Raw genomic sequence first — 20730 nt, forward strand, 5'->3', positions numbered from 1 at the left:
GCATTGATCATCGCACAGCATTGTTGTTCACATAAATGATAAATTAAGGGGGATTTGAATCATGGCTAACATTGAAAGAATTCTTGAAGAAAAAGGTATCGTACTTGGAGTTGTGCCAACACCAGTTGCAGAATATGTTCCAGCCAAAACTCTAGGAAACCTCGTTTACACATCTGGTTGCGACTGCCGAATTAATGGCGTATTGAAATACGAAGGTAAAGTAGGACTCGATTTGACAGTAGAAGAGGGATATGATGCAGCTCGTCAAGTCATGATTAACCTTATTGCTGTTCTTAAACAACAAATCGGTGATTTGGATCGTGTGAAGCAAGTTGTTAAGATGCTTGCATTCGTTAACTCTGCTGATGGCTTTGTTCAGCAACCTTATGTTATTAACGGCGCATCCGAGTTACTAGTTGAAATATTCGGTGAGAAAGGCAGACATGCTCGTTCAGCGATTTCTTCCAACGAATTGCCGTTTAATACACCTGTTGAAATTGAGCTAATAGTTGAGATTGAATAGAACAAGGTAACCACATCAGTTTCCGTTGTTCTGCCGATCGTTCTAGATCCTAATTAAAGTGAATGATAGGTTATCTGAAGTAGATGGTTTGCGCAAGAATCAATTCGATTTTATAATAGGTAGGACGACAATATGAATATAGGATGTGACTTCGGTGGATATCGTCAACAAACTAGGTAGAAAGATCAGCATTAGTAAGAAAGAACTCGATCAATTATTTAGTGAACATGACGCAAGTTACTATGACGAAGAACAATTTATTCAAATTAAAGAAATCACCTATGTACTGCGAGGCAGGTCACGGACAGAAGAGCTAACATGGGAATATAACGAATGGATGGAAGTGAGTAAAGCATCCGTTGGTCCTATTCATGAAAATGCCAAATATGTTGAGCATGAGGATGTGTAAGGACGATCATAATACAGGAGTGGCTTCGTATAAACGAGGCCATTCTTTCATATTGTTTAAGTAGAAAGGAGAATAGAATATGCCTAAATTTGCTTCACTTAGTCAAGATGCTACCAATAGATTAAGAGAGAAAACAGGGAATGCTAGTTTGGAGTGCTATATCTACATAGATGCTGAGCATGAGGAAGATAGCTTTGCACTTGTCAGATATACAGAACGGGTTGTACAAGTGTCATTCGGAGAAATGACTTATAACCCAAGTAGCTTTGTTTCGCTTGTTGATGGGGTTTATAAAGCTATATATGAATAAAAAATACCCTTCCGCGAGTATGATGCGGAAAGGTATCTTCAATCTACAGCATTATTTCCCAGTCATAGCTAATGCTTGCTCAGCGATAGGATCTAAGAAACGAGTCATACAGTTACACAGAAAGTCTTTTTTACAAATCGCACATGGTTCTTTGTATAGACGGTTAATATGCGTAGGCGTAATTTTGTTAGTTGTTAAATCACGTTCAAAAATCAGACGGCAATGATTGCGATCCTGCATAACAACTTTGATTTCAAATAACCCATTCTTGGGATTCTCACTCACAACTTCTGCTTCTACGACTTTAGGTTGATAAGCCATTTAAATTTCCTCCTTGGCGATCAATTGCATATAGGGATAAGTGATCTTGCGTGATATGCATTATCTTATTATATAAAGGTTGGATGCTTGATTCAACTAGTTCTTACATGTAATGTCATTAAATCGTTTTTTTTCTTTTTTCTTTGAACCGTGGTACGACATAATTACGCTTGCGGTCGCGGAACAGAATCCATCCTCCAAGGAAGAAAATACCCAGAACAAAGAGGAACAGTCCGAGTATTAATTTACCCCAAGGTAAATGGTCGACTGCTGGCTCGAATTGAGCAAAAAATGCTTCTTTCATAATGATAAACCCATATGTTGACATGATCCCAGGGATGACAATCAACAGAATGGCAATTATTCGAGATAGTTTAAATTTCATAGTTAGCTCCTTGATAATTAAGTATTAACATACATTGAACAAAGTATAATCCTGTGATTATTTTAACATATCTAGTTACATATATTGTGTCTAATTTCATAATTTTGGACTATAATGAAGGCTAGATTTTATAAAGTGTTGAATCATTTATAGATGGATATAGCATAATGCTAATAATTAATGAGGAGGAATACATAATGAGCAATAAAACATACGATGTCGTGGTTCTAGGTGGAGGAACGGGTGGTTACATTGCGGCAATTCGAGCAGCCCAGCTAGGTAAAACTGTCGCTATTGTTGAAAAGGACAAGTTGGGTGGAACTTGTTTACACCGAGGCTGTATTCCAAGTAAAGCTCTATTACGTTCTGCGGAAATATATTCGATCATGCAAGAGAGTGATCGTTATGGAATTTCGACAGGTGAAATAGAGCTTCATTTTGATAAAGTACAAGAACGTAAGCAAGCGGTTATTAATCAAATGCATAATGGTGTTCAATATTTAATGAAAAAAAATAATATAGATGTCTATAACGGCCATGGACGAATTATGGGGGCAACTATTTTCTCTCCACGTACTGGATCCGTATCTGTAGAGCTTGAGAATGGTGAAATTGAAGTGCTTGTTCCTCAGAATCTCATTATCGCAACTGGATCTTCACCTCGTTATTTGCCAGGACTCGGGCCAAATGGGAATAATATATTGTACAGTGACGAAGCACTTGAACTGGATCAATTGCCTAAATCTATCATGATTATTGGCGGTGGTGTTATTGGTGTAGAGTGGGCTTCCATGCTAAATGATTTTGGGGTAGAGGTAACGATCATCGAATATGAAAAGCGACTTGTTAATAACGAGGATGAGGAAGTTTCTAAAGAGCTTCAGCGCCTATTCCGTAAACGCGGTATTAAAACGGTCACAGGTGCGAAGGTATTGTTTGACTCTGTCAATGGGCAAGATGATCTAGTGACGCTTCAGGCCGAGCATAATGGAGAAGTTATTGAACTGAGCAGTGAGAAGCTTCTTATCTCAGTTGGCAGACAGGCCAATGTGGATGGCTTTGGATTAGAGAATACAGGCGCTAAGGTGGATAAAGGGGTCATTGTTGTGAATGAATTCATGCAAACAGCGGAATCCCACATCTACGCGATTGGTGATTGTGTAGGCGGTTTGCAGCTTGCCCATGTGGCTTCGCATGAAGGTATTGTTGCTGTTGAGCATATTTGTGGACAGGATGCACATCCAGTTCAGTCAGAGCTTGTTCCTAAATGTACCTATACCCGTCCTGAAATAGCTTCAGTTGGTCTAACCGAAGCTGCTGCTAGAGAACAGAAATATGATGTAAAAGTTGGTAAGTTCCCTTTTAAAGGTGTCGGTAAAGCTCATGTATATGGGGATGCAGATGGATTTGTGAAGGTTGTGGCAGATCGGACATCGAATGATATTCTTGGAGTTCATATTATCGGACCACATGCGACAGATTACATAAGTGAAGCTGCACTTGCTCAGGTGTTAAACGCGACACCATGGGAGGTTGGAACGATGATTCATCCACATCCAACCCTGTCAGAGGCGATTGGTGAGGCGATGTTAGCTGTTGATGGAAGAGCGTTTGGTATTTAGTTAGGACAGTCTACAGATGCCATTGTGTTCGTCATCATTAAGCCTTATAATAGGATATAGAGTCAAGTCTTAGTACCAGGTATTAAAAAATGTAATATGTAACCTAGGAGGGGATGCTCCATGTCCATTGGTCAGCTTAATTTACATCAATCAATCGGTTTAACTGATGAACGAGCAGTTGAAATGTACAAGTGCATACTACTTGCTCGTAAATTTGATGAACGTTCGTTTTTACTTCAAAGAGCAGGCAAAATTCCATTCCATGTATCAGGTATCGGACAAGAGACAGCGCAAGTTGCTGCTGCTTTTGCGCTTGATCGTGAGAAGGATTATTTCTTACCTTATTATCGTGATTATGGATTCGTGCTTAGCGTTGGTATGACAGTTAAAGATCTTATGCTTGCTGGCTTTGCTAAAGCGGAAGATCCATCTTCAGGTGGACGTCAAATGCCAGGTCACTTCGGATCTCGTAAATTACGCATTGTGACAGGATCATCACCAGTTACAACACAAGTGCCACATGCAGTTGGCTTTGCACTCGCATCCAAAATGAAAGGCGAGCAAGCCGTTTCATTCGTTACCTTCGGTGAAGGATCAAGTAATCAAGGTGATTTTCATGAAGGCTGTAATTTCGCAGGCGTTCATAAATTGCCAGTTATTCTCATGTGCGAAAATAACCAATATGCGATTTCAGTACCTTATCATAAGCAAGTAGGCGGTAAGATTGCTGATCGTGCACTCGGATATGGCTTTACAGGTGTTAGTGTCGATGGAGCGGATCCGCTTGAAGTATATCGTGTAACTAAAGAAGCAAGAGAGCGTGCGTTACGTGGAGAGGGTCCGACACTGATTGAAGCGGTTATGTATCGTCTCTCACCACACTCAACATCTGATGATGATATGCTCTATCGGACCAAAGAAGAGGTTGAGGAGAATCGCGATCGCGATGGACTTCCACGTTTTAGACAATATTTAGTGGACTGCGGATTGTGGAACAATGAGCGTGAAGCTGAGCTACTTGAACAAATAAAGCAGGAAGTGAATGAAGCAACTGTATATGCAGACAATGCTCCATTCCCGCTTCCAGAAGATACGCTGAAGTACGTATACGCGGATAAGGAGGAAGCCTAAGATGGCAGTCATAACATATCTTGAAGCCATTCGTTCTGCGATGCAGGAAGAGATGCAACGTGATGAGAATGTGTTCGTGCTTGGTGAAGACGTTGGTAAGGGAGGCGTTCTGAACGCCACCAAAGGACTACGCGATCAATTCGGTGAAGCAAGAGTACTTGATACGCCGCTTGCTGAATCTGCCATCGTTGGTGTTGCAATAGGTGCTGCAATGTACGGTATGCGTCCAATTGCAGAAATCCAGTTCGCAGATTTCGTATTCCCTGCAACGAACCAAATCATTAGTGAAGCAGCAAGAATTCGTTATCGTTCGAATAATGATTGGAATTGTCCAATCGTGATTCGATTGCCTTATGGCGCAACTGGCGGAGGTGCGTTATACCATTCGCAGTGTCCTGAGTCGGTCTTTTTCGGTACACCAGGAATCAAAATCGTAGCACCGTCTACACCATATGATGCCAAAGGTCTCATGAAAGCTGCGATTCGTGACGAAGATCCTGTTCTATTCTTCGAGCATAAGAAAGCCTACTTATCACAGTCCGCAGAAGTACAAAGTGACGATTACATCATTCCAATTGGTAAAGCTGATGTGAAACGTGAAGGTTCAGATATTACGGTAATCACGTACGGTATGACTGTACATTATGCCTTGCAGGCAGCCGAAGAGCTAGCCAAAGAAGGGATTTCTGTGCATGTACTTGATCTTCGTACGATTCAACCTCTAGATAATGAAGCGATTCTAGAAGCGGCTTCTAAGACAGGTAAGGTATTGATCGTCCATGAAGACAACAAAACAGGCGGAGTAGGAGCTGAGGTATCAGCCATCATCTCTGAGGAGCTGATGTTTGATCTGGATGCACCTATTATGCGTTTATGCGGTCCAGACGTGCCTGCTGTTGGTATGAATGCACCAATGGAGAAATTTTTCCTTCTGAACACAGATAAACTAAAAGAAGCTATGCATAAATTAGCACAGTTCTAACGATATAGTAGGAGGTGCAAAGGTGAGCGAAATGAGCAATACCATCGTAGAGGTAACTGTACCGCATTTAGCAGAGAGCTTAGTTTCTGCGCAAATCGGTAAATGGCTGAAGAAGCCAGGCGATATATTGGAACAATACGAAGTACTGTGTGAACTTTTTACAGAGAAAGTAAATACGGAAATGCCTTCTCCCATTGCAGGAAAACTAGTAAAACTATTAGTTGAGGAAGGCGAAACAGCTGCTGTCGGTCAAGCGATCTGTTTGGTTGATACAGCAGGTGAATTAGCGAATTCGACAAGTATACAGCCAGCTAGTGGGCATGCAAGTCAAACGAATAACGCGTCTACTCGTGTTGTGAGCGGAAGTGAGGCAGTTGCCAATCAGGATCAAAGCATGCGTAACCGATATTCACCAGCTGTTCAGAAGCTAGCAGCTGAGCATGGGATTAATTTAAACCATGTGAATGGTACTGGTCTTGGTGGCCGAATTACACGTAAAGATATTGAAGCGGTCATTAGCAGCGGACAAATGAATGAACAGCAGGCTGGATCACCATTTGCATCCATTGACCATTCGCTCCAAATGACGACGGCACATGTACAGCCTAAAGTACCCGTACGTCAAACAGGCATTCATTTATCTGAGAATCCACCGTTAGCTAAAATTGAGGTTGAGGGTAACGAGATTAGTAATCGAGGAGAATACTTTATCGATGTAACGCCAATCCGCAACACGATTGCTTCTCGGATGCGTCAATCTGTATCTGAAATACCGCATGCTTGGATGATGATCGAGACTGACTTAACGAATCTTGTCAGCTTGCGCAACAAAGTGAAAGACGAATTCATGCGTAAAGAAGGCGTCAATCTAACTTACCTTGCATTCATGATTAAAGCAGTTGTAGGCGCAATTAAAGACTACCCAATTATGAACTCTGTTTGGGCAGTCGATAAGATTATTGTTAAACGTGACATCAACATTTCACTTGCAGTTGGTACGGAAGATTTTGTTGTTACGCCAGTTATTCAGAAGGCTGATCAGAAGAATATCGCTGGACTTGCAAGAGAAATCGATGATCTAACAAGAAAAGCAAGAAGCAGCAAGCTATCTTTAAATGACTTGCAAGGTGGTACATTCACGGTAAATAATACGGGATCGTTCGGTTCTATCGCATCGAATCCGATTATTAATTACCCGCAAGCTGCCATTCTTTCATTCGAGTCCATTGTCAAAAAGCCAGTTGTCATTCAAGATATGATTGCTGTTCGATCAATGGCTAACCTGTGCTTGTCCCTAGATCATCGTATTCTCGATGGCGTTATCTGTGGAAGATTCTTACAACGAGTGAAAGAGAATTTGGAAAGCTATAATAGAGAAACCTCGTTGTATTAGAAATTACATTACGAATTGAAGAGACATCGCGATAGTGGATAACACCATGCTAAGCAGCATGAGATAAATAACAACCTTAAACCACTTTTTATTTTTCAAATGGATCACTCCTTACTTAATTAGAAAACGTGCTCATGTACTCGGAAGAGTGTTGAGACGTTTTCTCTAGTTTATAGTCTATTGTAAATCATTTAGTACGTTGGAGGGAAGAGCAATGATCAATCAAGATCGTTTAGTACAGGAATTTATCCAGCTCGTTCAAGTAGATAGTGAAACAAAACATGAGGGTGAAATTAGTAAGGTACTAAAGCAGAAGTTCACAGAACTCGGCTTGTCTGTAGTGGAAGATGACGCTGCAGCAAAGACAGGACATGGAGCTGGCAACTTAATATGTACCCTTCCTGCTACTGATGAATCAAGCAAGACACCGGTTATTCTGTTTACTTGTCATATGGATACGGTAACTCCAGGGCAGAATATTAAGCCACAAATTGGCAGCGACGGTATCATTCGTTCAGATGGCACGACGATTCTTGGCTCCGATGATAAAGCAGGGATTGCTGCAATGCTAGAAGCACTTCTAGTACTTAAAGAAAAGAATGTCCCACATGGTAAAATTCAATTCGTGATCACTGTCGGGGAAGAATCTGGCCTTGTAGGCGCACGGGCGATGGATCGGAACTCACTTGAAGCGGAATTTGGTTTTGCACTTGATTCCAATGGGAATATTGGTGCGATTGCGGTAGCAGCTCCTTCACGTGCAGAGGTGAACATTAAGTTCTATGGTAAAACGGCACATGCTGGTGTTAATCCGGAGGATGGTATCTCAGCTATTCAAGTAGCATCCAAAGCGGTTGCTCGTATGCCGCTCGGTAGAGTGGATAATGAAACAACTGCGAATATCGGTTCTTTTGCAGGAAGCGGAGCACTTAACGTGGTTTGTGATTTTGTGCAGTTGAAGGCGGAGGCAAGATCAATCGTTCAAGATAAGCTACTAGCGCAAGTTGAAGCTATGAAGCAAGCCTGTGAAACAGCTGCACGTGATTATGGCGGCAAATGTGAATTTGAATCATCCATTGCTTATCCAGCGTTCTTGATCGAGGATTCTGCGCCAGTTGTCCAGCTTGCTACACGTGTGCTTGCGAGCCTTGGTTGTGAAACAAGCACATTCCATTCTGGTGGTGGTAGTGACGCTAATATTTTCAATCAAATGGGCATTCCAACCGTTAATCTCGCTGTAGGGTATAAGAATATTCATACAACAGAAGAATATATTGCTATTTCTGATCTAGTGAAGCTTGCTGAAGTGGTTGTAGGGATTGTGAAAGAAGTACATCAAGTATGACGACTACTCATAATGAATTTGAAGAAATAACAGTTAGCACGAAACAGATTTTCGAAGGTAGAGTGATTTCATTGCAAGTAGATGAGGTTAAATTACCTAACGGAGAACTATCAACTAGAGAAATCGTTAAGCATCCAGGAGCTGTTGCGATAATAGCACTTGTAAATGATCGGATGATCTTTGTTGAACAATTTCGTAAGCCATTAGAGAAGAACCAAGTTGAGATCCCTGCTGGTAAGCTTGACCCGGGTGAAGAGCCACTTGAAGCAGCGAAACGTGAACTTGTGGAGGAAACAGGATATACCTGTGCATCCTTGAGTCATCTGTGCTCTTTCTATACATCACCAGGCTTTGCAAATGAAATTCTGCATATCTATGTAGCAGAAGGTCTAACAGCTGACGGTGACTTGCAGTTAGATGAGGATGAATTTCTGGAGTGCCAGACACTCTCCTTTGAAGAAGCTCAGCGCTATATTCAAGAGCAGAGAATCTCTGACTCCAAAACTATATTCGCGGTATACGCTTGGCAAATTTATCGGTTGACGGGCAAATGGTCATGAATGAGATAGTCCTACTTGAGCCATTATTAAGGGACTATTACGTAGATTTACATATTCATATAGGCAGGACTGAACTCGGGAGACCAGTGAAAATAACCGGATCCAAAAACCTTACTTTCTATAATATAGCTAAGGAAGCCTCGACGCGTAAAGGGATTGATATGGTCGGAATTATTGATTGTCACGCCCCGTCCGTGCAGGATGAGATCAAGTCCTATTTGCATAGTGGTGAAATGGTACAGCTAGATGGCGGGGGCATTCGCTACGGGGATACAACAGTAATCCTGGGTAGTGAAATTGAGGTCCGTGATCCGGGCATGGGAGCCGCGCATTTACTTGCCTATCTACCTACACTAGATGCAATGAGTGATTTTACAGGATGGTTAAGAAGACAATTGAAGAATGTCGAGCTTAGTACGCAGCGGATATACGCTTCTGCTAAGGCCTTGCAAGAAGAAGTGCTGGGAAGGGGCGGAATGCTAATCCCAGCACATATTTTTACGCCGCACAAAGGCATATATGGCTCCTGTACGGATCGTATGGTCAATTTGTTGAACCTTAATGGAATTGCAGCAGTTGAACTGGGGCTCAGCGCAGATACCGAGATGGCTGGTCATATCAATGAACTAGATCCATTTACATTCTTAACGAACTCTGATGCTCATTCTTTAGCCAAAATTGGGCGGGAATATAATAGGATCCAATTAGCTGCTCCTACTTTCAATGAACTTCGTAAAGCACTTCAGGTTCAAGATGGCAGGAAGGTTACAGCAAATTATGGATTAAATCCAAGGTTAGGCAAATATCATCGGACGTACTGTGCCAAATGTGAATCGATCATAGATGATGTTAACCGAACAGTAGAGAAGTGTAATCACTGTGGGAGTACCAAGATTGTTCGAGGTGTTATGGATCGAATCCTAGATATTGCAGACCAGGATCATCCAGATCAACTGGCAAATCGGCCGCCTTACTATTACCAGGTTCCCTTAGATTTCATTCCCGGAATTGGACCTAAAAAATTCGAAATCTTGTTAGATCATTTTGGTACAGAGATGAACATTCTCCACCGAGTACCTATTGCAGAGCTTACCGCAGTAGCAGGTGAGCTGTTAGCTTCTTATATAGCGTCTGCAAAGGCAGGTAGATTAGATGTTAGTTCTGGCGGTGGTGGTAAATACGGTAAAGTGATTACAACCTCCTAGTTGCTGATTCTAGATTAGCCTGTTTCCTCATATGCTTGTCTTACAAAGCCTTTATTAAATAAAGGTGTATGAACAGCAGGAGGGTTATCTAGTGAGGATTCGTCATATTTCAATCGGAAAGTACCTCAAAGAAAATTTGTCGCTCTATATTTTTATTTCAGTGTTATTTGTTATGGGTGTCGCTTTTGGTGCGGTGATGGTAAATACACTTTCACTAGATCAGAAGCAAGAGATCATGCAGCAATTAGGCTCCTTTCTGAATACGTTAACTGACTCTACGGACATAAGTGGGCAGGTAAGCTTTGTAGATTCGTTAAGTCTGCATCTCAAATGGATCCTATTGATTTGGTTATTAGGATTATCAGTTATTGGTCTACCTTTGATTTTTGTTTTGGATTTCCTAAAAGGAGTTCTGATTGGATTTACTGTCGGTTATCTCGTAGGACAATTCTCATGGGAAGGTGTACTATTTTCACTGGTAACCGTTGCTCCCCAAAATCTAATTGTTGTCCCATTAATTATAATTTGTTCCGTTACAGCAGCGGCATTCTCTATTTCTATGGTCAAAAGCCAATTTATACGCGGTCATAAACAGGGGTTTATGCTGCAAGCGTTCCTTCGCTCCATCATCATTACCGTTGGCATTTGTTTATTCATCGTGGGTATCTCTGCATATGAAAGTTATCTATCCCCGTATCTTATGCGCTGGGTTACCCCTACAATAACCTCTGTGTGATAAAGTTGTTTGACTTTGTCTTCCTCCTAATTCTATAATGAAAGTAAAACATTTGTACGTTTGATGATATAATTGTCAGTCAACATTTGTTTTGCTCATTTTTCTGAGTCATACGAAGTTTATAGGTTTGTTCTATAAACTCATATAACCATGAGAAACGATCTGTTCCGAATAAGGATGGAATGGCCGTTTCTTCTTGATGCACGGTTACCGAGGGGGAGGAGCATGGAGTCACGGATTGAGAAGATTAAACAACAATTGCAGTCGCGAGGATATAAATTAACACCACAGCGCGAAGCTACGGTTCGAATATTACTTGAGAATGAGCAGGATCATCTTAGCGCTGAAGAAGTGTATATGTTAGTTAAAGATATTGCACCTGAGATCGGACTTGCTACGGTTTACAGAACTCTTGAATTATTGAGCGAGTTACATGTTCTCGAAAAATTGAATTTTGGCGATGGTGTGGCTAGGTATGATCTACGCAGCGATGATAATCATCACCATCATCATCATTTGATATGTGTGGAATGCGGATCAGTGAAAGAAATCAAAGAGGACTGGCTATTACCTTTAGAAGATCGTTTACAGAGGGATTATCATTTTATGGTTATTGATCATCGTCTCGATTTTCAAGGCATTTGTAGTGAGTGCTCTGAGAAACAGCTGGATAAGGAAAGCGATACGAACAACGAACCTTCCACTTAAACATAAGCAGGGAGGTTTTTTGTCCGTGATAGAATCAATTTCATAACTTTCAAATCATAAATGACTGTCATAACTAATAAGAATTGATCATACATTTGTCCTAATCTTATAGCGATACCACAGTTTCAGAAGGTTGTATCGAGCACAGGGGGATAATTGTATGATTTTTTTGTATCGTAAATGGCTCAATCGGATGAAATTTATCGTGATGTTTGTATTTCTGACTTATTTGCTGTATCAGGCGATGTCCATCATAGGCAGTTGGATTGAACCGCTTGATAAATATCATCAACCCGCTGGAAAAGCAGTTAAAGTGTTTAGCCATCATTCTGGAATCCAAGAGAATGAATCCATATCAGAACGTTTAAAGCTTTTTTATTGGTATGGAGAGTGATCATCATTTCTATGCTGAATGGCTCTGTATTTTATAATACAAAACAACGAATTCGGGAAGTCTAAGAGATGTTATAACCCCGAGCATAGGGGTCAACTAATCGTTTTTTATTTTGCTAACGGTGAGCATAAGTGAGATAATAAAATAATAGGAAATAAACTGATTGAGTGGAGGTTCTTATGACATTTCGAAGAGTTTGTTTAATTGTACTGGATAGCGTTGGTATTGGTGAACTTCCAGACGCTGCTAAATTCGGGGATACGGGATCGCATACATTAGGGCATATTGCAGAGCAAATGTCGCTCAAATTACCGAATATGGGTAAGCTTGGGCTTAGTAATATTGCACCGCTTAAAGGAATTGATCCTGTAGATCAGCCTGCAGCTTACTATGGCAAAATGGCGGAGGTTTCAGTAGGTAAAGACACGATGACAGGTCACTGGGAGCTTATGGGTCTTAATGTAACAACACCATTCAATACGTATCCTGATGGCTTTCCGCAAGAACTATTGGATCAGTTCGAGCAAGCAACTGGACGTAAAATCATAGGAAATAAGCCTGCCTCAGGCACAGAAATTTTGGACGAGCTAGGCGAAGAACAGATGAAGACCGGTGCATGGATTGTATATACTTCTGGGGATAGCGTGTTCCAATTAGCAGCTCATGAAGATATTATTCCGCTAGATGAGCTATATCGAGCTTGCGAAATTGCTCGTAAACTAACCTTGCAGGAAAAGTTTTCTGTAGGGCGTGTTATTGCAAGACCTTATATGGGACAACCAGGCGCGTTCAAACGGACATCTAACCGTCATGACTATGCTGTTAAGCCTCCAGCTCCAACTGTGATGAATTCGTTGAAGGATGCTGGTAAGGATGTTATAGCAATTGGCAAAATTAACGATATCTACACAGGTGAAGGTGTAACAGAAGCTTTGCATACGAAGAGTAATTTAGATGGTATTGAGAAGACGATTGAAGCTCTTGGAAAAGATTTTGATGGCTTGCTTTTTACGAATTTAGTTGATTTTGATTCTTTGTATGGACACCGCCGTGATCCGATTGGTTATGGGAAGGCACTTGAAGAGTTTGATCACTATTTGCCTCAAATCATGGAGCGTATTGGTGATCATGATCTGCTTATTCTGACTGCAGACCATGGGAACGACCCAATTCATGCAGGGACCGATCATACAAGAGAATATGTTCCATTACTGATCTATAGTCCGAGCTTTACTGAGACAGGCTCGCTTGGTATACGTTCAACTTTTGCTGATCTCGGCTCTACAATTGCAGATAATTATGGGGTGGCAGGTACTGGTAATGGTTCGAGTTTTCTATCTGAACTTAAATAATGGAATATGAGGTGTAAGAATTAATGGAAACACGTAAAGGTAAAGTGCAAATTCAAGAAGCAGCTTCTTATATAGCTAAGGAAGCACAGGTGAAGCCCCAGATTGGTCTTATTCTTGGATCAGGACTTGGCGTGCTTGCGGATTTAATTGAAAATCCAACTGTTATCAATTATAAAGACATTCCTCACTTTCCTGTATCAACGGTTGAAGGACATGCAGGTGAGCTTGTTATTGGTCAGCTCAAGGGTAAAGATGTGGTTGTGATGAAGGGCCGCTTTCATTTGTATGAAGGCTATGGCGTTGAAACAGTTACGTTCCCTGTTCGTGTATTGAAGGAACTCGGTGTTGAAGCTTTGATCGTTACGAATGCCGCAGGAGGTATTAATACGTCTTATGAGCCAGGTGATCTCGTTGTCATTACAGATCATCTGAACATGACGGGTGGTAATCCACTTGTTGGACCGAATGATCCTGAAATGGGTGATAGATTCCCTGATATGTCTACGGCCTATTCAAGAGATCTGCGTCAATTAGCACGCACAATTGCTGAACAGCAGAACTTCGTTATACGTGAGGGTGTATACGCGGGACTCTCAGGACCTACTTATGAAACACCTGCTGAAATTCGTATGCTACGCACGATAGGTGCTGATGTTGTAGGAATGTCAACTGTATCTGAGGTAATTGTGGCACGTCATGCAGGGCTTAAGGTGCTTGGGATCTCATGTGTATCGAACATGGCAGCAGGTATTCTAGATCAACCGTTGTCACATGTTGAGGTAATGGAGACAACTGAGCGCGTGAAGACTAAATTCCTGAATTTAGTATTAGGGGTAGTCGAATCCATTTAGCAATGATAAATCTCATAATTGTCACAAAATTTTCTTTTTTTAAAGCTGGGAATACATGGGGTTTTGTAAAATCTCATGTACAATAGTAGTGACAACTTATTGGGGGGATAAACGATGTACAAGTGGCTTATGTCTGTATTATTAGTCGTGGCAATTGTGTTGGGCGTAGGCGTCCTATATCAGAGCATTACGGACCGTGCAGCTCTTGCAGAACAAGATAAGAAAGAGGCTGGAAATACGATTAAAATTACAGCATCCAATTTTCAATTTAACGAACCTGAATACAAGGTGAAGAAGGGTGAAACTTGGACACTAAAGTTTAGCAATAAAGATGGGGTCCACGCTATGGAAATCAAAGGATTAGACGTTAAGCTCGACAAAGCTAATACTTCTAAAGAAGTTACTTTTGATAAACCAGGTACATATGAATTAGTGTGCTCCTTGATGTGTGGAGCTGGTCATGCTGATATGCATTCTACATTTGTCGTAGAATAATCATATGATATTCAACTAGAAGAGAGGGCATTTGCCCTCTCTTTTTTTTGATTCAAGTAAGTATAAGTTTCATACTTATCTTTACTCTTATATACCTTAAGAAACGTATCCGTCTTTGTACAGATGGATACGTTTCTTCTTGGTCGTTTCATTTGATATATAATCCTACTCGCAATAGAGAGGGATTCAGTATATTAATGATGGGTTTGGTAAACAATAATGAAAAGAATTGCCTTATTTTCAGTCAGATTTCAGTCAACAAGTTTATAGGGGGTAGTTAATTGTGTTAAAAAAGTTTTTATCCTGCATATTATGTATTCATCTTGTGCTCACTTTAAGCACTGGATTAGCGCTAGCTGAACCCATACATAAAGTACAGCAGCCAGTTGATTTGATGCCGAATGCGCAATCAGCTGTGCTCATGGATGCGGATACGGGTACGATCATTCTTCAAAAGAATAAGGATGTAAAGCTACCGCCAGCCTCAATTACGAAAATAATGACAATGGTACTTGTTATGGAAGCAATTGACTCCGGCAAAATTAGTTTGGATGAGAAAGTAACAGCAAGTGAGTACGCTGCTTCAATGGGTGGATCCCAAATATTCCTTCAACCTGGTGAAGAAATGACAGTTCAAGATTTGCTTAAGGGAATTGCTATGGCATCCGGAAATGATGCATCTGTGGCAATGGCAGAGAAAATTGCAGGCTCAGAAGAAAATTTTGTTCAGATGATGAATGAACGTGCAGAGCAGATAGGGATGAAGAATACTCATTTTGTTAACTGTAATGGACTTCCTGCTGACAACCACTATACAACTGCTAATGATATCGCGATTATGTCTCGGGAATTACTTAAACATCCGATCATAACCAAGTTTACAAGTGCCTATCAGGATTATTTACGCAAGGATTCCGAAAAACCGTTTTGGCTTGTTAATACAAATAAATTAGTGCGATTCTATTCAGGGGCAGATGGACTAAAGACAGGCTACACAAGCGAAGCGAAATTCTGTTTGTCAGCTACTGCTAAACGGGATAATTTTCGCATTATTGCTGTTGTGTTAGGTGAACCAAACACCAAGACGCGTAATGCTGAGGTAACCAAGATGTTCGATTATGCATTTGCCCAATACACGAACTTCCCTATTTTCAAAACGGGTGATCAGCTAGGTAGCTTTAAAGTCGTAAAAGGCGATGTCTCTACTGTTCCATTAGTCGCTAAGCAGCCTTACTCCATTCTTATGAAGAAAGGGGATTCCAAGGAAGGTATTAGGCATGAGCTGCAAATTAATCCTGATCTACAAGCTCCGATTACAATTGGTCAGCCCATTGGCAAAATTGTTGTCTACAAAGGTGAATCTGTCTTATCTGAGTTTCCTTTGCAATCCCCTGTAGTGGTAAATAAAGCGGGCTGGTGGATCTTGTTCAAACGATCTGTTTCAAATATGTTCTAATTCTGTTTGTCAGTTAAACTCATATTTTTACTACTTTTAGCGGATTTCTTCTAGTTTTGTAATGAGGCAGGATTCCAGCAGTCAAAAGTAGAAATCAGTGTTCATAAAGCGGATGCAGGAACTAATTGGTTTCTTGTTCCGCGGACATTTAGGAGTGAACACACTATGAGTTTGCAAATCGAATTTGAACAGCATAGACGAGCGTTAATTGTAAGGCTTAAAGGCGAACTTGATCATCATACAGCTGATGTAGTCAAAGCACGTATGGAAGAGGCAATTGCGAATGGGGATACGTATCATCTAGTTCTGAGCCTCAAAGAATTGACATTCATGGACAGTTCTGGACTTGGTATTATTCTTGGACGCTACAAGCAAGTAACGAGTAAAGGTGGCAAATTAGTAGTTTGTCATGTGAATTCTGCGGTAACTCGTCTGTTTGAGCTATCGGGTCTGTTCAAAATTATTGCTGTTGAAGATAGTGAACGTGCGGCACTCGCAAGTTTGGAGGTCGTACTATGAATAAGATCAATGATAACAATTTCATGCAATTACAATTTGCTTCTCGCTCTGAGAATGAATCATTTGCTCGTGTAGCAGTTGCTGCATTTATTGCACAGCTTGATCCGAATATGAATGAGCTAACGGATATTAAAACCGTCGTTTCTGAGGCTGTAACGAATGCGATTATTCATGGATATGACAATCGCACAGATGGTGTCATTTCGATCCGAGCTGAAATTGTACAAGACACCGTGATCATTACGATTGAGGACTATGGTATCGGTATTGAAGATTTAGATTCAGCTAAACAACCGCTTTATACGTCTAAGCCTGAGCTTGAACGATCAGGGATGGGCTTTACAATCATTGAGAACTTCATGGATGACGTTGAAATTGAAACGAATGCCGGAATTGGTACTAAGATAACAATGACGAAGCGAATTGCCTCTAATCATGCTTTATATAATTAAGTTCATGCGCTTTACTATACTGCGTAACCTTGAGAGGATAAATCTATGGAAGTTGATTTGAAACACGGATCACATAGCTATTTGGACGATGGTGAGGTAAAGAGGCTGATTGCGCTCAGTCAGTCCGGTGATAAGGTGGCAAGAGAGACGCTTGTGGGTTGTAACGTCAGGCTTGTCTGGTCCGTTGTTCAACGCTTCCTGAATAGGGGATATGAAGCGGAGGATTTGTTCCAAATAGGCTGTATCGGGCTATTAAAGTCAGTCGATAAATTCGATTTATCGTATGAAGTGAAGTTCTCGACGTATGCAGTACCGATGATTATCGGTGAAATCCAGCGTTTCTTACGAGATGATGGTACGCTTAAAGTAAGCCGATCACTCAAAGAACTTGCCAATAAAGTACGTAAAATGAAAGACGAGCTATCCAAAACACTGGGTAGACTACCGACGCTTAAAGAGGTTGCTGAACAGCTTGGGATAACGCCAGAAGAAGTAGTTTTTGCTCAGGAGGCAAACAAGCCACTTTCATCCATCCATGAGACGGTTTTCGAGAATGATGGCGATCCGATTACACTAATGGATCAAATCGCTGATGAATCTCAGGAGAAATGGTTCGATAAGCTCGCGCTTAACGAAGCGATTGGCGGACTGTCAGAGCGAGAGAGATTAATCGTCTATCTGCGTTACTACAGAGATCAGACACAATCTGAGGTTGCTGCTAGGCTTGGTATATCCCAGGTACAAGTATCGCGGCTTGAGAAGAAAATATTACAGTTAATTAGAGACCAGATCGCTCAATGACGATCTGGTTTTTTGCGTTAATAAGAAGTATAGAGGATACAAATCGTGAGGTGTTAGCATACTATTCCTGAAATAGGATGATGGAGGGAGGACATGGATGTTGGAAAATACACTGCCGATTCTTTACATACGGTTAAGACGCGTGGTTCAAATCACTCGTGGATGCAATGTGAAACTAAAAGAAATTGCAGAGATGGTTGCTCCTACTGAATATGAACAAACGTTGGAGAATCTGATTATTTACATGCCACTTAGAAAGGATGGTAATCGTGTATTAATTGACATGATCCTCATCATTAACAAAATTAGAGCAGTTGTTCCAAGTCTACAGATTGAATTGTTTGGAGAACCGCATGTACTACTTGAAGTAGGACCACAAAAGCGGAAAACAAATATAATCCTGATTGGACTTGTCTGGCTTGTATTATTCATTGGTGCAGGTCTTACGATCATGAACTTCCATGCGGATGTCAGCATGCTCGCTGTGCATAGGCGAATCTATGAGATGATCACAGGCAATCACATTGAACGCCCTTTATTGCTCCAGATTCCTTATTCGATCGGGATTGGAGTGGGGATGATTATTTTCTTTAACCATCTATTCCAAAAAAAATTCAATGAAGAACCAAGTCCGCTAGAAGTTGAGATGTTTATGTATCAAGAAAATGTTAACCAATATGTGATTATGGAGGAGTATCAGAAAAATCAAGGGAGCGGAAAATTGAAGTGAATGAATGGTTAGAAATTATCATCATGCTACTTATCGGCCTATCAGGGGGTATAGCTGTTGGGAGTGGGATGGTTGCGTTTCTTGTCGTACTAGATATCATCCCAAGGCTTGCGCAGATCACACGATCAAATGCTCATCTGCAACGATATGAAGAAGCAGTCATCGTAGGTTCGATTGTATTCACCCTCGTTGACTTCCATGATGCTCGATTTACGATAGCGCCAATTATGTCGAGTGTATTTGGTTTATTTGCCGGGTGTTTTGTTGGGATGTTAACAGCAGCGCTGACAGAGGTTATCAATGTGTTGCCGATACTAGCTAAACGAATCGGTATGGAGCCTTATATGATATGGCTGTTAATGGCTATGGTGATAGGCAAAGTATGTGGATCTTTATTTGAATGGTTGTTCTATTAATGAGGTGAAACAGTATGATGAAACTTATTGATCGTATGCGTAAAAACAAAATCAAGGATAACTCGGGAAATAGTTTGAATGAAGCTTCTAAACCGGAATCACAATGCTCGCAGGATGAGGACGATTCCATACCAACTAGTTTGTTAGAGCTTAGAGAGAGGCTTGCAGAGCGAATTGGATTTAATGCGTCCTATGATATCAATTTTCGCGAGATGGTATTTGGAAATGTAAATACGGGGTTTCTATGCTTGAACGGGATTACGAATGATGATCTAATTTCGGAGGTGATTCAACGATTATCCTATGTAAGTCAGAGCATAGCTGAAATAAATACACCTGAGACCTTTGAAAAGCTGCTCATTCCACATACTCAGGTTAAGCCCTATCGGACACTTAAAGAGGTCTTAGAAAGCGTACTGACAGGCTCTACAGCAATATTTATTGAAGGTGAAGAGACCGCTCTTATCGTTGATATCAAGAATTTCCCAACTCGCACAACTGCTGAGCCCGATCTAGAGCGTGTTGTACGGGGGGCGCGAGATGGTTTTGTAGAAGCCATGTTAACGAATACAACACTTGTTCGTAGGCGGATTCGTGATCCTAAACTACGATTTGAAACAACGCAGGTCGGCAGAAGAACACGTACGGATGTATGTATTGGGTACATTAAAGATATTGCTGATCCTGTCCTTGTTGATGCTGTAACAGCTAAGATCAAGAATGTGAGTATAGATGGCTTGCCACTTGCCGAGAAGCAGTTAGAGGAAGCTGTTATAGAAAAAAACAGATGGAGTCCTTATCCTCTGGTCAGATACTCGGAACGTCCAGACGTTATTGCTGCTCATATACTCGAAGGTCACGTTACTGTCTTCGTGGACACGTCACCAAGTGTAATGATTATTCCATCTACTTTCTTTCATCATCTTCAGCATGCAGAGGAATTTCGAGAAGCTCCCGTCATCGGTACATTCTTGCGATGGGTGCGGTTTATTGGGATTATCGTATCTTTGTTCTTGTTGCCACTGTGGTATTTACTCGTCGTTCACCCTGAGCTTAGACCAGCACTTCTATCCTTCATTGGACCGAAGAAAATGAGTGATATTCCGTTACTGGCACAATTTCTTATAGCTGAACTAGGGATAGATCTAATGCGAATGGCCTCCGTTCATACCCCATCTCCACTTGCAATAGCCATGGGTTTAGTTGCTGCTATCATGATTGGAGACGTCGCTGTTAAATCAGGCTTATTTGTCAATGAGGTCATCCTCTTTTTATCAGTGGCGGTCCTAGGGACCTTCGCTACCCCTAGCTATGAGCTTAGTTTGGCTAATCGGGTTGTCAGGCTTGCGCTGCTTATTGCAGTAGCTGTGTTTGGTGCTCCGGGCTTAATAGTGGGAACTACGCTCTGGATTATTTATTTGGCTACACTGCGCTCTTACAATACTCCTTATTTATGGCCGTTCCTCCCATTTAACGCTAAAGCGTTATTGTCGATTCTAGTCCGCTTACCCGTACGGGATGACAAAAAACGTCCATCGATTGTGAAGCCAATGGATAACAGTAAACAAGAGAAGTGAACGTTCAGTTAGCACACTTTATATATTATTTATGAAATTGCTTGATTGCGTATTGTC

General features: G+C 41.2%; 26 protein-coding genes. 23 read left to right on the top strand and 3 right to left on the bottom strand.

Features of this window, described 5'->3' with window-relative positions:
• Positions 1–61: 61 nt before the first annotated feature.
• From AC1DOK_RS00990 to AC1DOK_RS01000, 3 genes are all read left to right on the top strand, one after another.
• On the top strand, positions 62–523 hold the full coding sequence (locus tag AC1DOK_RS00990; protein ID WP_477552355.1) for a RidA family protein: 462 nt from the start codon (positions 62–64) through the stop codon (positions 521–523).
• Positions 524–677: 154 nt separating this feature from the next.
• A complete protein-coding gene (locus AC1DOK_RS00995; protein WP_477552356.1) occupies positions 678–932 on the top strand; it encodes a hypothetical protein in 255 nt (84 codons plus the stop codon).
• Positions 933–1011: 79 nt separating this feature from the next.
• Positions 1012–1242 carry a hypothetical protein gene (locus AC1DOK_RS01000; protein WP_477552357.1) on the top strand — a complete coding sequence of 77 codons (231 nt, stop codon included), beginning with the start codon at positions 1012–1014 and terminating at the stop codon, positions 1240–1242.
• 51 nt (positions 1243–1293) lie between these two features.
• On the opposite strand, the gene AC1DOK_RS01005 is transcribed toward AC1DOK_RS01000, so the two are convergent.
• Positions 1294–1563 carry a hypothetical protein gene (locus AC1DOK_RS01005; protein WP_477552358.1) on the bottom strand — a complete coding sequence of 90 codons (270 nt, stop codon included), beginning with the start codon at positions 1561–1563 and terminating at the stop codon, positions 1294–1296.
• Between the two features lie 118 nt (positions 1564–1681).
• Positions 1682–1948: a DUF2627 domain-containing protein gene (locus AC1DOK_RS01010; protein ID WP_477552359.1), complete on the bottom strand. Its 267-nt coding sequence runs from the start codon at positions 1946–1948 to the stop codon at positions 1682–1684.
• Positions 1949–2145: 197 nt separating this feature from the next.
• Here AC1DOK_RS01010 and lpdA point away from each other — a divergent pair, with 197 nt between their 5' ends.
• The 4 genes from lpdA to AC1DOK_RS01030 all read left to right on the top strand — a co-directional run bounded on the left by lpdA (position 2146) and on the right by AC1DOK_RS01030 (position 7076).
• A complete protein-coding gene (gene lpdA / locus AC1DOK_RS01015) occupies positions 2146–3570 on the top strand; it encodes a dihydrolipoyl dehydrogenase (RefSeq protein WP_477552360.1) in 1425 nt (474 codons plus the stop codon).
• 120 nt (positions 3571–3690) lie between these two features.
• Positions 3691–4701 (top strand): thiamine pyrophosphate-dependent dehydrogenase E1 component subunit alpha, encoded by a 1011-nt coding sequence (locus AC1DOK_RS01020; RefSeq protein ID WP_477552361.1) that lies wholly within the window; start codon positions 3691–3693, stop codon positions 4699–4701.
• 1 nt (position 4702) lies between these two features.
• Entirely contained in the window at positions 4703–5683 is a 981-nt protein-coding gene (locus AC1DOK_RS01025; protein WP_477552362.1) for an alpha-ketoacid dehydrogenase subunit beta, read from the top strand.
• A gap of 31 nt (positions 5684–5714) precedes the next feature.
• Positions 5715–7076 (top strand): dihydrolipoamide acetyltransferase family protein, encoded by a 1362-nt coding sequence (locus AC1DOK_RS01030; RefSeq protein WP_477552665.1) that lies wholly within the window; start codon positions 5715–5717, stop codon positions 7074–7076.
• A 3-nt stretch (positions 7077–7079) separates the two neighbouring features.
• Here AC1DOK_RS01030 and prli42 read toward each other — a convergent pair whose 3' ends face one another.
• Positions 7080–7175, bottom strand: a complete 96-nt coding sequence (gene prli42 / locus AC1DOK_RS01035; RefSeq protein WP_477552363.1) for a stressosome-associated protein Prli42 — start codon at positions 7173–7175, stop codon at positions 7080–7082.
• A gap of 115 nt (positions 7176–7290) precedes the next feature.
• On the opposite strand from prli42, the gene AC1DOK_RS01040 reads away from it, so the two are divergent.
• From AC1DOK_RS01040 to AC1DOK_RS01115, 16 genes are all read left to right on the top strand, one after another.
• Positions 7291–8421, top strand: a complete 1131-nt coding sequence (locus AC1DOK_RS01040; protein ID WP_477552364.1) for a M20/M25/M40 family metallo-hydrolase — start codon at positions 7291–7293, stop codon at positions 8419–8421.
• The gene (locus AC1DOK_RS01045; protein WP_477552365.1) at positions 8418–8981 is read left to right on the top strand and encodes an NUDIX domain-containing protein; all 564 of its coding nucleotides are present in this window, start codon (positions 8418–8420) and stop codon (positions 8979–8981) included. Before AC1DOK_RS01040 ends, AC1DOK_RS01045 begins: the two co-directional genes overlap by 4 nt.
• Complete coding sequence (locus AC1DOK_RS01050) at positions 8978–10186, top strand: endonuclease Q family protein (protein ID WP_477552366.1); 1209 nt, start codon at positions 8978–8980, stop codon at positions 10184–10186. The genes AC1DOK_RS01045 and AC1DOK_RS01050 overlap by 4 nt, the downstream gene beginning before the upstream one ends.
• A 91-nt stretch (positions 10187–10277) precedes the next feature.
• Positions 10278–10922 carry a stage II sporulation protein M gene (gene spoIIM, locus AC1DOK_RS01055; RefSeq protein WP_477552367.1) on the top strand — a complete coding sequence of 215 codons (645 nt, stop codon included), beginning with the start codon at positions 10278–10280 and terminating at the stop codon, positions 10920–10922.
• 225 nt (positions 10923–11147) lie between these two features.
• Positions 11148–11630: a ferric iron uptake transcriptional regulator gene (gene fur / locus AC1DOK_RS01060; RefSeq protein WP_477552368.1), complete on the top strand. Its 483-nt coding sequence runs from the start codon at positions 11148–11150 to the stop codon at positions 11628–11630.
• Positions 11631–11790: 160 nt separating this feature from the next.
• Positions 11791–12024 carry a DUF4227 family protein gene (locus AC1DOK_RS01065; protein WP_477552369.1) on the top strand — a complete coding sequence of 78 codons (234 nt, stop codon included), beginning with the start codon at positions 11791–11793 and terminating at the stop codon, positions 12022–12024.
• Between the two features lie 179 nt (positions 12025–12203).
• The gene (deoB, locus tag AC1DOK_RS01070; RefSeq protein ID WP_477552370.1) at positions 12204–13376 is read left to right on the top strand and encodes a phosphopentomutase; all 1173 of its coding nucleotides are present in this window, start codon (positions 12204–12206) and stop codon (positions 13374–13376) included.
• Between the two features lie 23 nt (positions 13377–13399).
• Complete coding sequence (locus AC1DOK_RS01075; protein ID WP_477552371.1) at positions 13400–14227, top strand: purine-nucleoside phosphorylase; 828 nt, start codon at positions 13400–13402, stop codon at positions 14225–14227.
• A 114-nt stretch (positions 14228–14341) separates the two neighbouring features.
• A complete protein-coding gene (locus AC1DOK_RS01080; RefSeq protein WP_477552372.1) occupies positions 14342–14722 on the top strand; it encodes a cupredoxin domain-containing protein in 381 nt (126 codons plus the stop codon).
• Positions 14723–15005: 283 nt separating this feature from the next.
• Positions 15006–16178 (top strand): D-alanyl-D-alanine carboxypeptidase family protein, encoded by a 1173-nt coding sequence (locus AC1DOK_RS01085; protein WP_477552373.1) that lies wholly within the window; start codon positions 15006–15008, stop codon positions 16176–16178.
• A gap of 165 nt (positions 16179–16343) precedes the next feature.
• Positions 16344–16697 carry an anti-sigma F factor antagonist gene (gene spoIIAA, locus AC1DOK_RS01090; RefSeq protein WP_477552374.1) on the top strand — a complete coding sequence of 118 codons (354 nt, stop codon included), beginning with the start codon at positions 16344–16346 and terminating at the stop codon, positions 16695–16697.
• Positions 16694–17149: an anti-sigma F factor gene (gene spoIIAB, locus AC1DOK_RS01095; protein ID WP_477552375.1), complete on the top strand. Its 456-nt coding sequence runs from the start codon at positions 16694–16696 to the stop codon at positions 17147–17149. Before spoIIAA ends, spoIIAB begins: the two co-directional genes overlap by 4 nt.
• A 45-nt stretch (positions 17150–17194) precedes the next feature.
• Entirely contained in the window at positions 17195–17950 is a 756-nt protein-coding gene (sigF, locus tag AC1DOK_RS01100; protein ID WP_477552376.1) for an RNA polymerase sporulation sigma factor SigF, read from the top strand.
• A gap of 97 nt (positions 17951–18047) precedes the next feature.
• Complete coding sequence (locus AC1DOK_RS01105) at positions 18048–18680, top strand: stage V sporulation protein AA (RefSeq protein ID WP_477552377.1); 633 nt, start codon at positions 18048–18050, stop codon at positions 18678–18680.
• A complete protein-coding gene (locus AC1DOK_RS01110; protein WP_477552378.1) occupies positions 18677–19096 on the top strand; it encodes a stage V sporulation protein AB in 420 nt (139 codons plus the stop codon). Before AC1DOK_RS01105 ends, AC1DOK_RS01110 begins: the two co-directional genes overlap by 4 nt.
• 14 nt (positions 19097–19110) lie before the next feature.
• Positions 19111–20673, top strand: coding sequence for a spore germination protein (locus tag AC1DOK_RS01115; protein WP_477552379.1), 1563 nt, complete (start codon positions 19111–19113; stop codon positions 20671–20673).
• Positions 20674–20730 lie beyond the last annotated feature (57 nt).

The organism is Paenibacillus sp. P5_B5 (assembly GCF_056400365.1).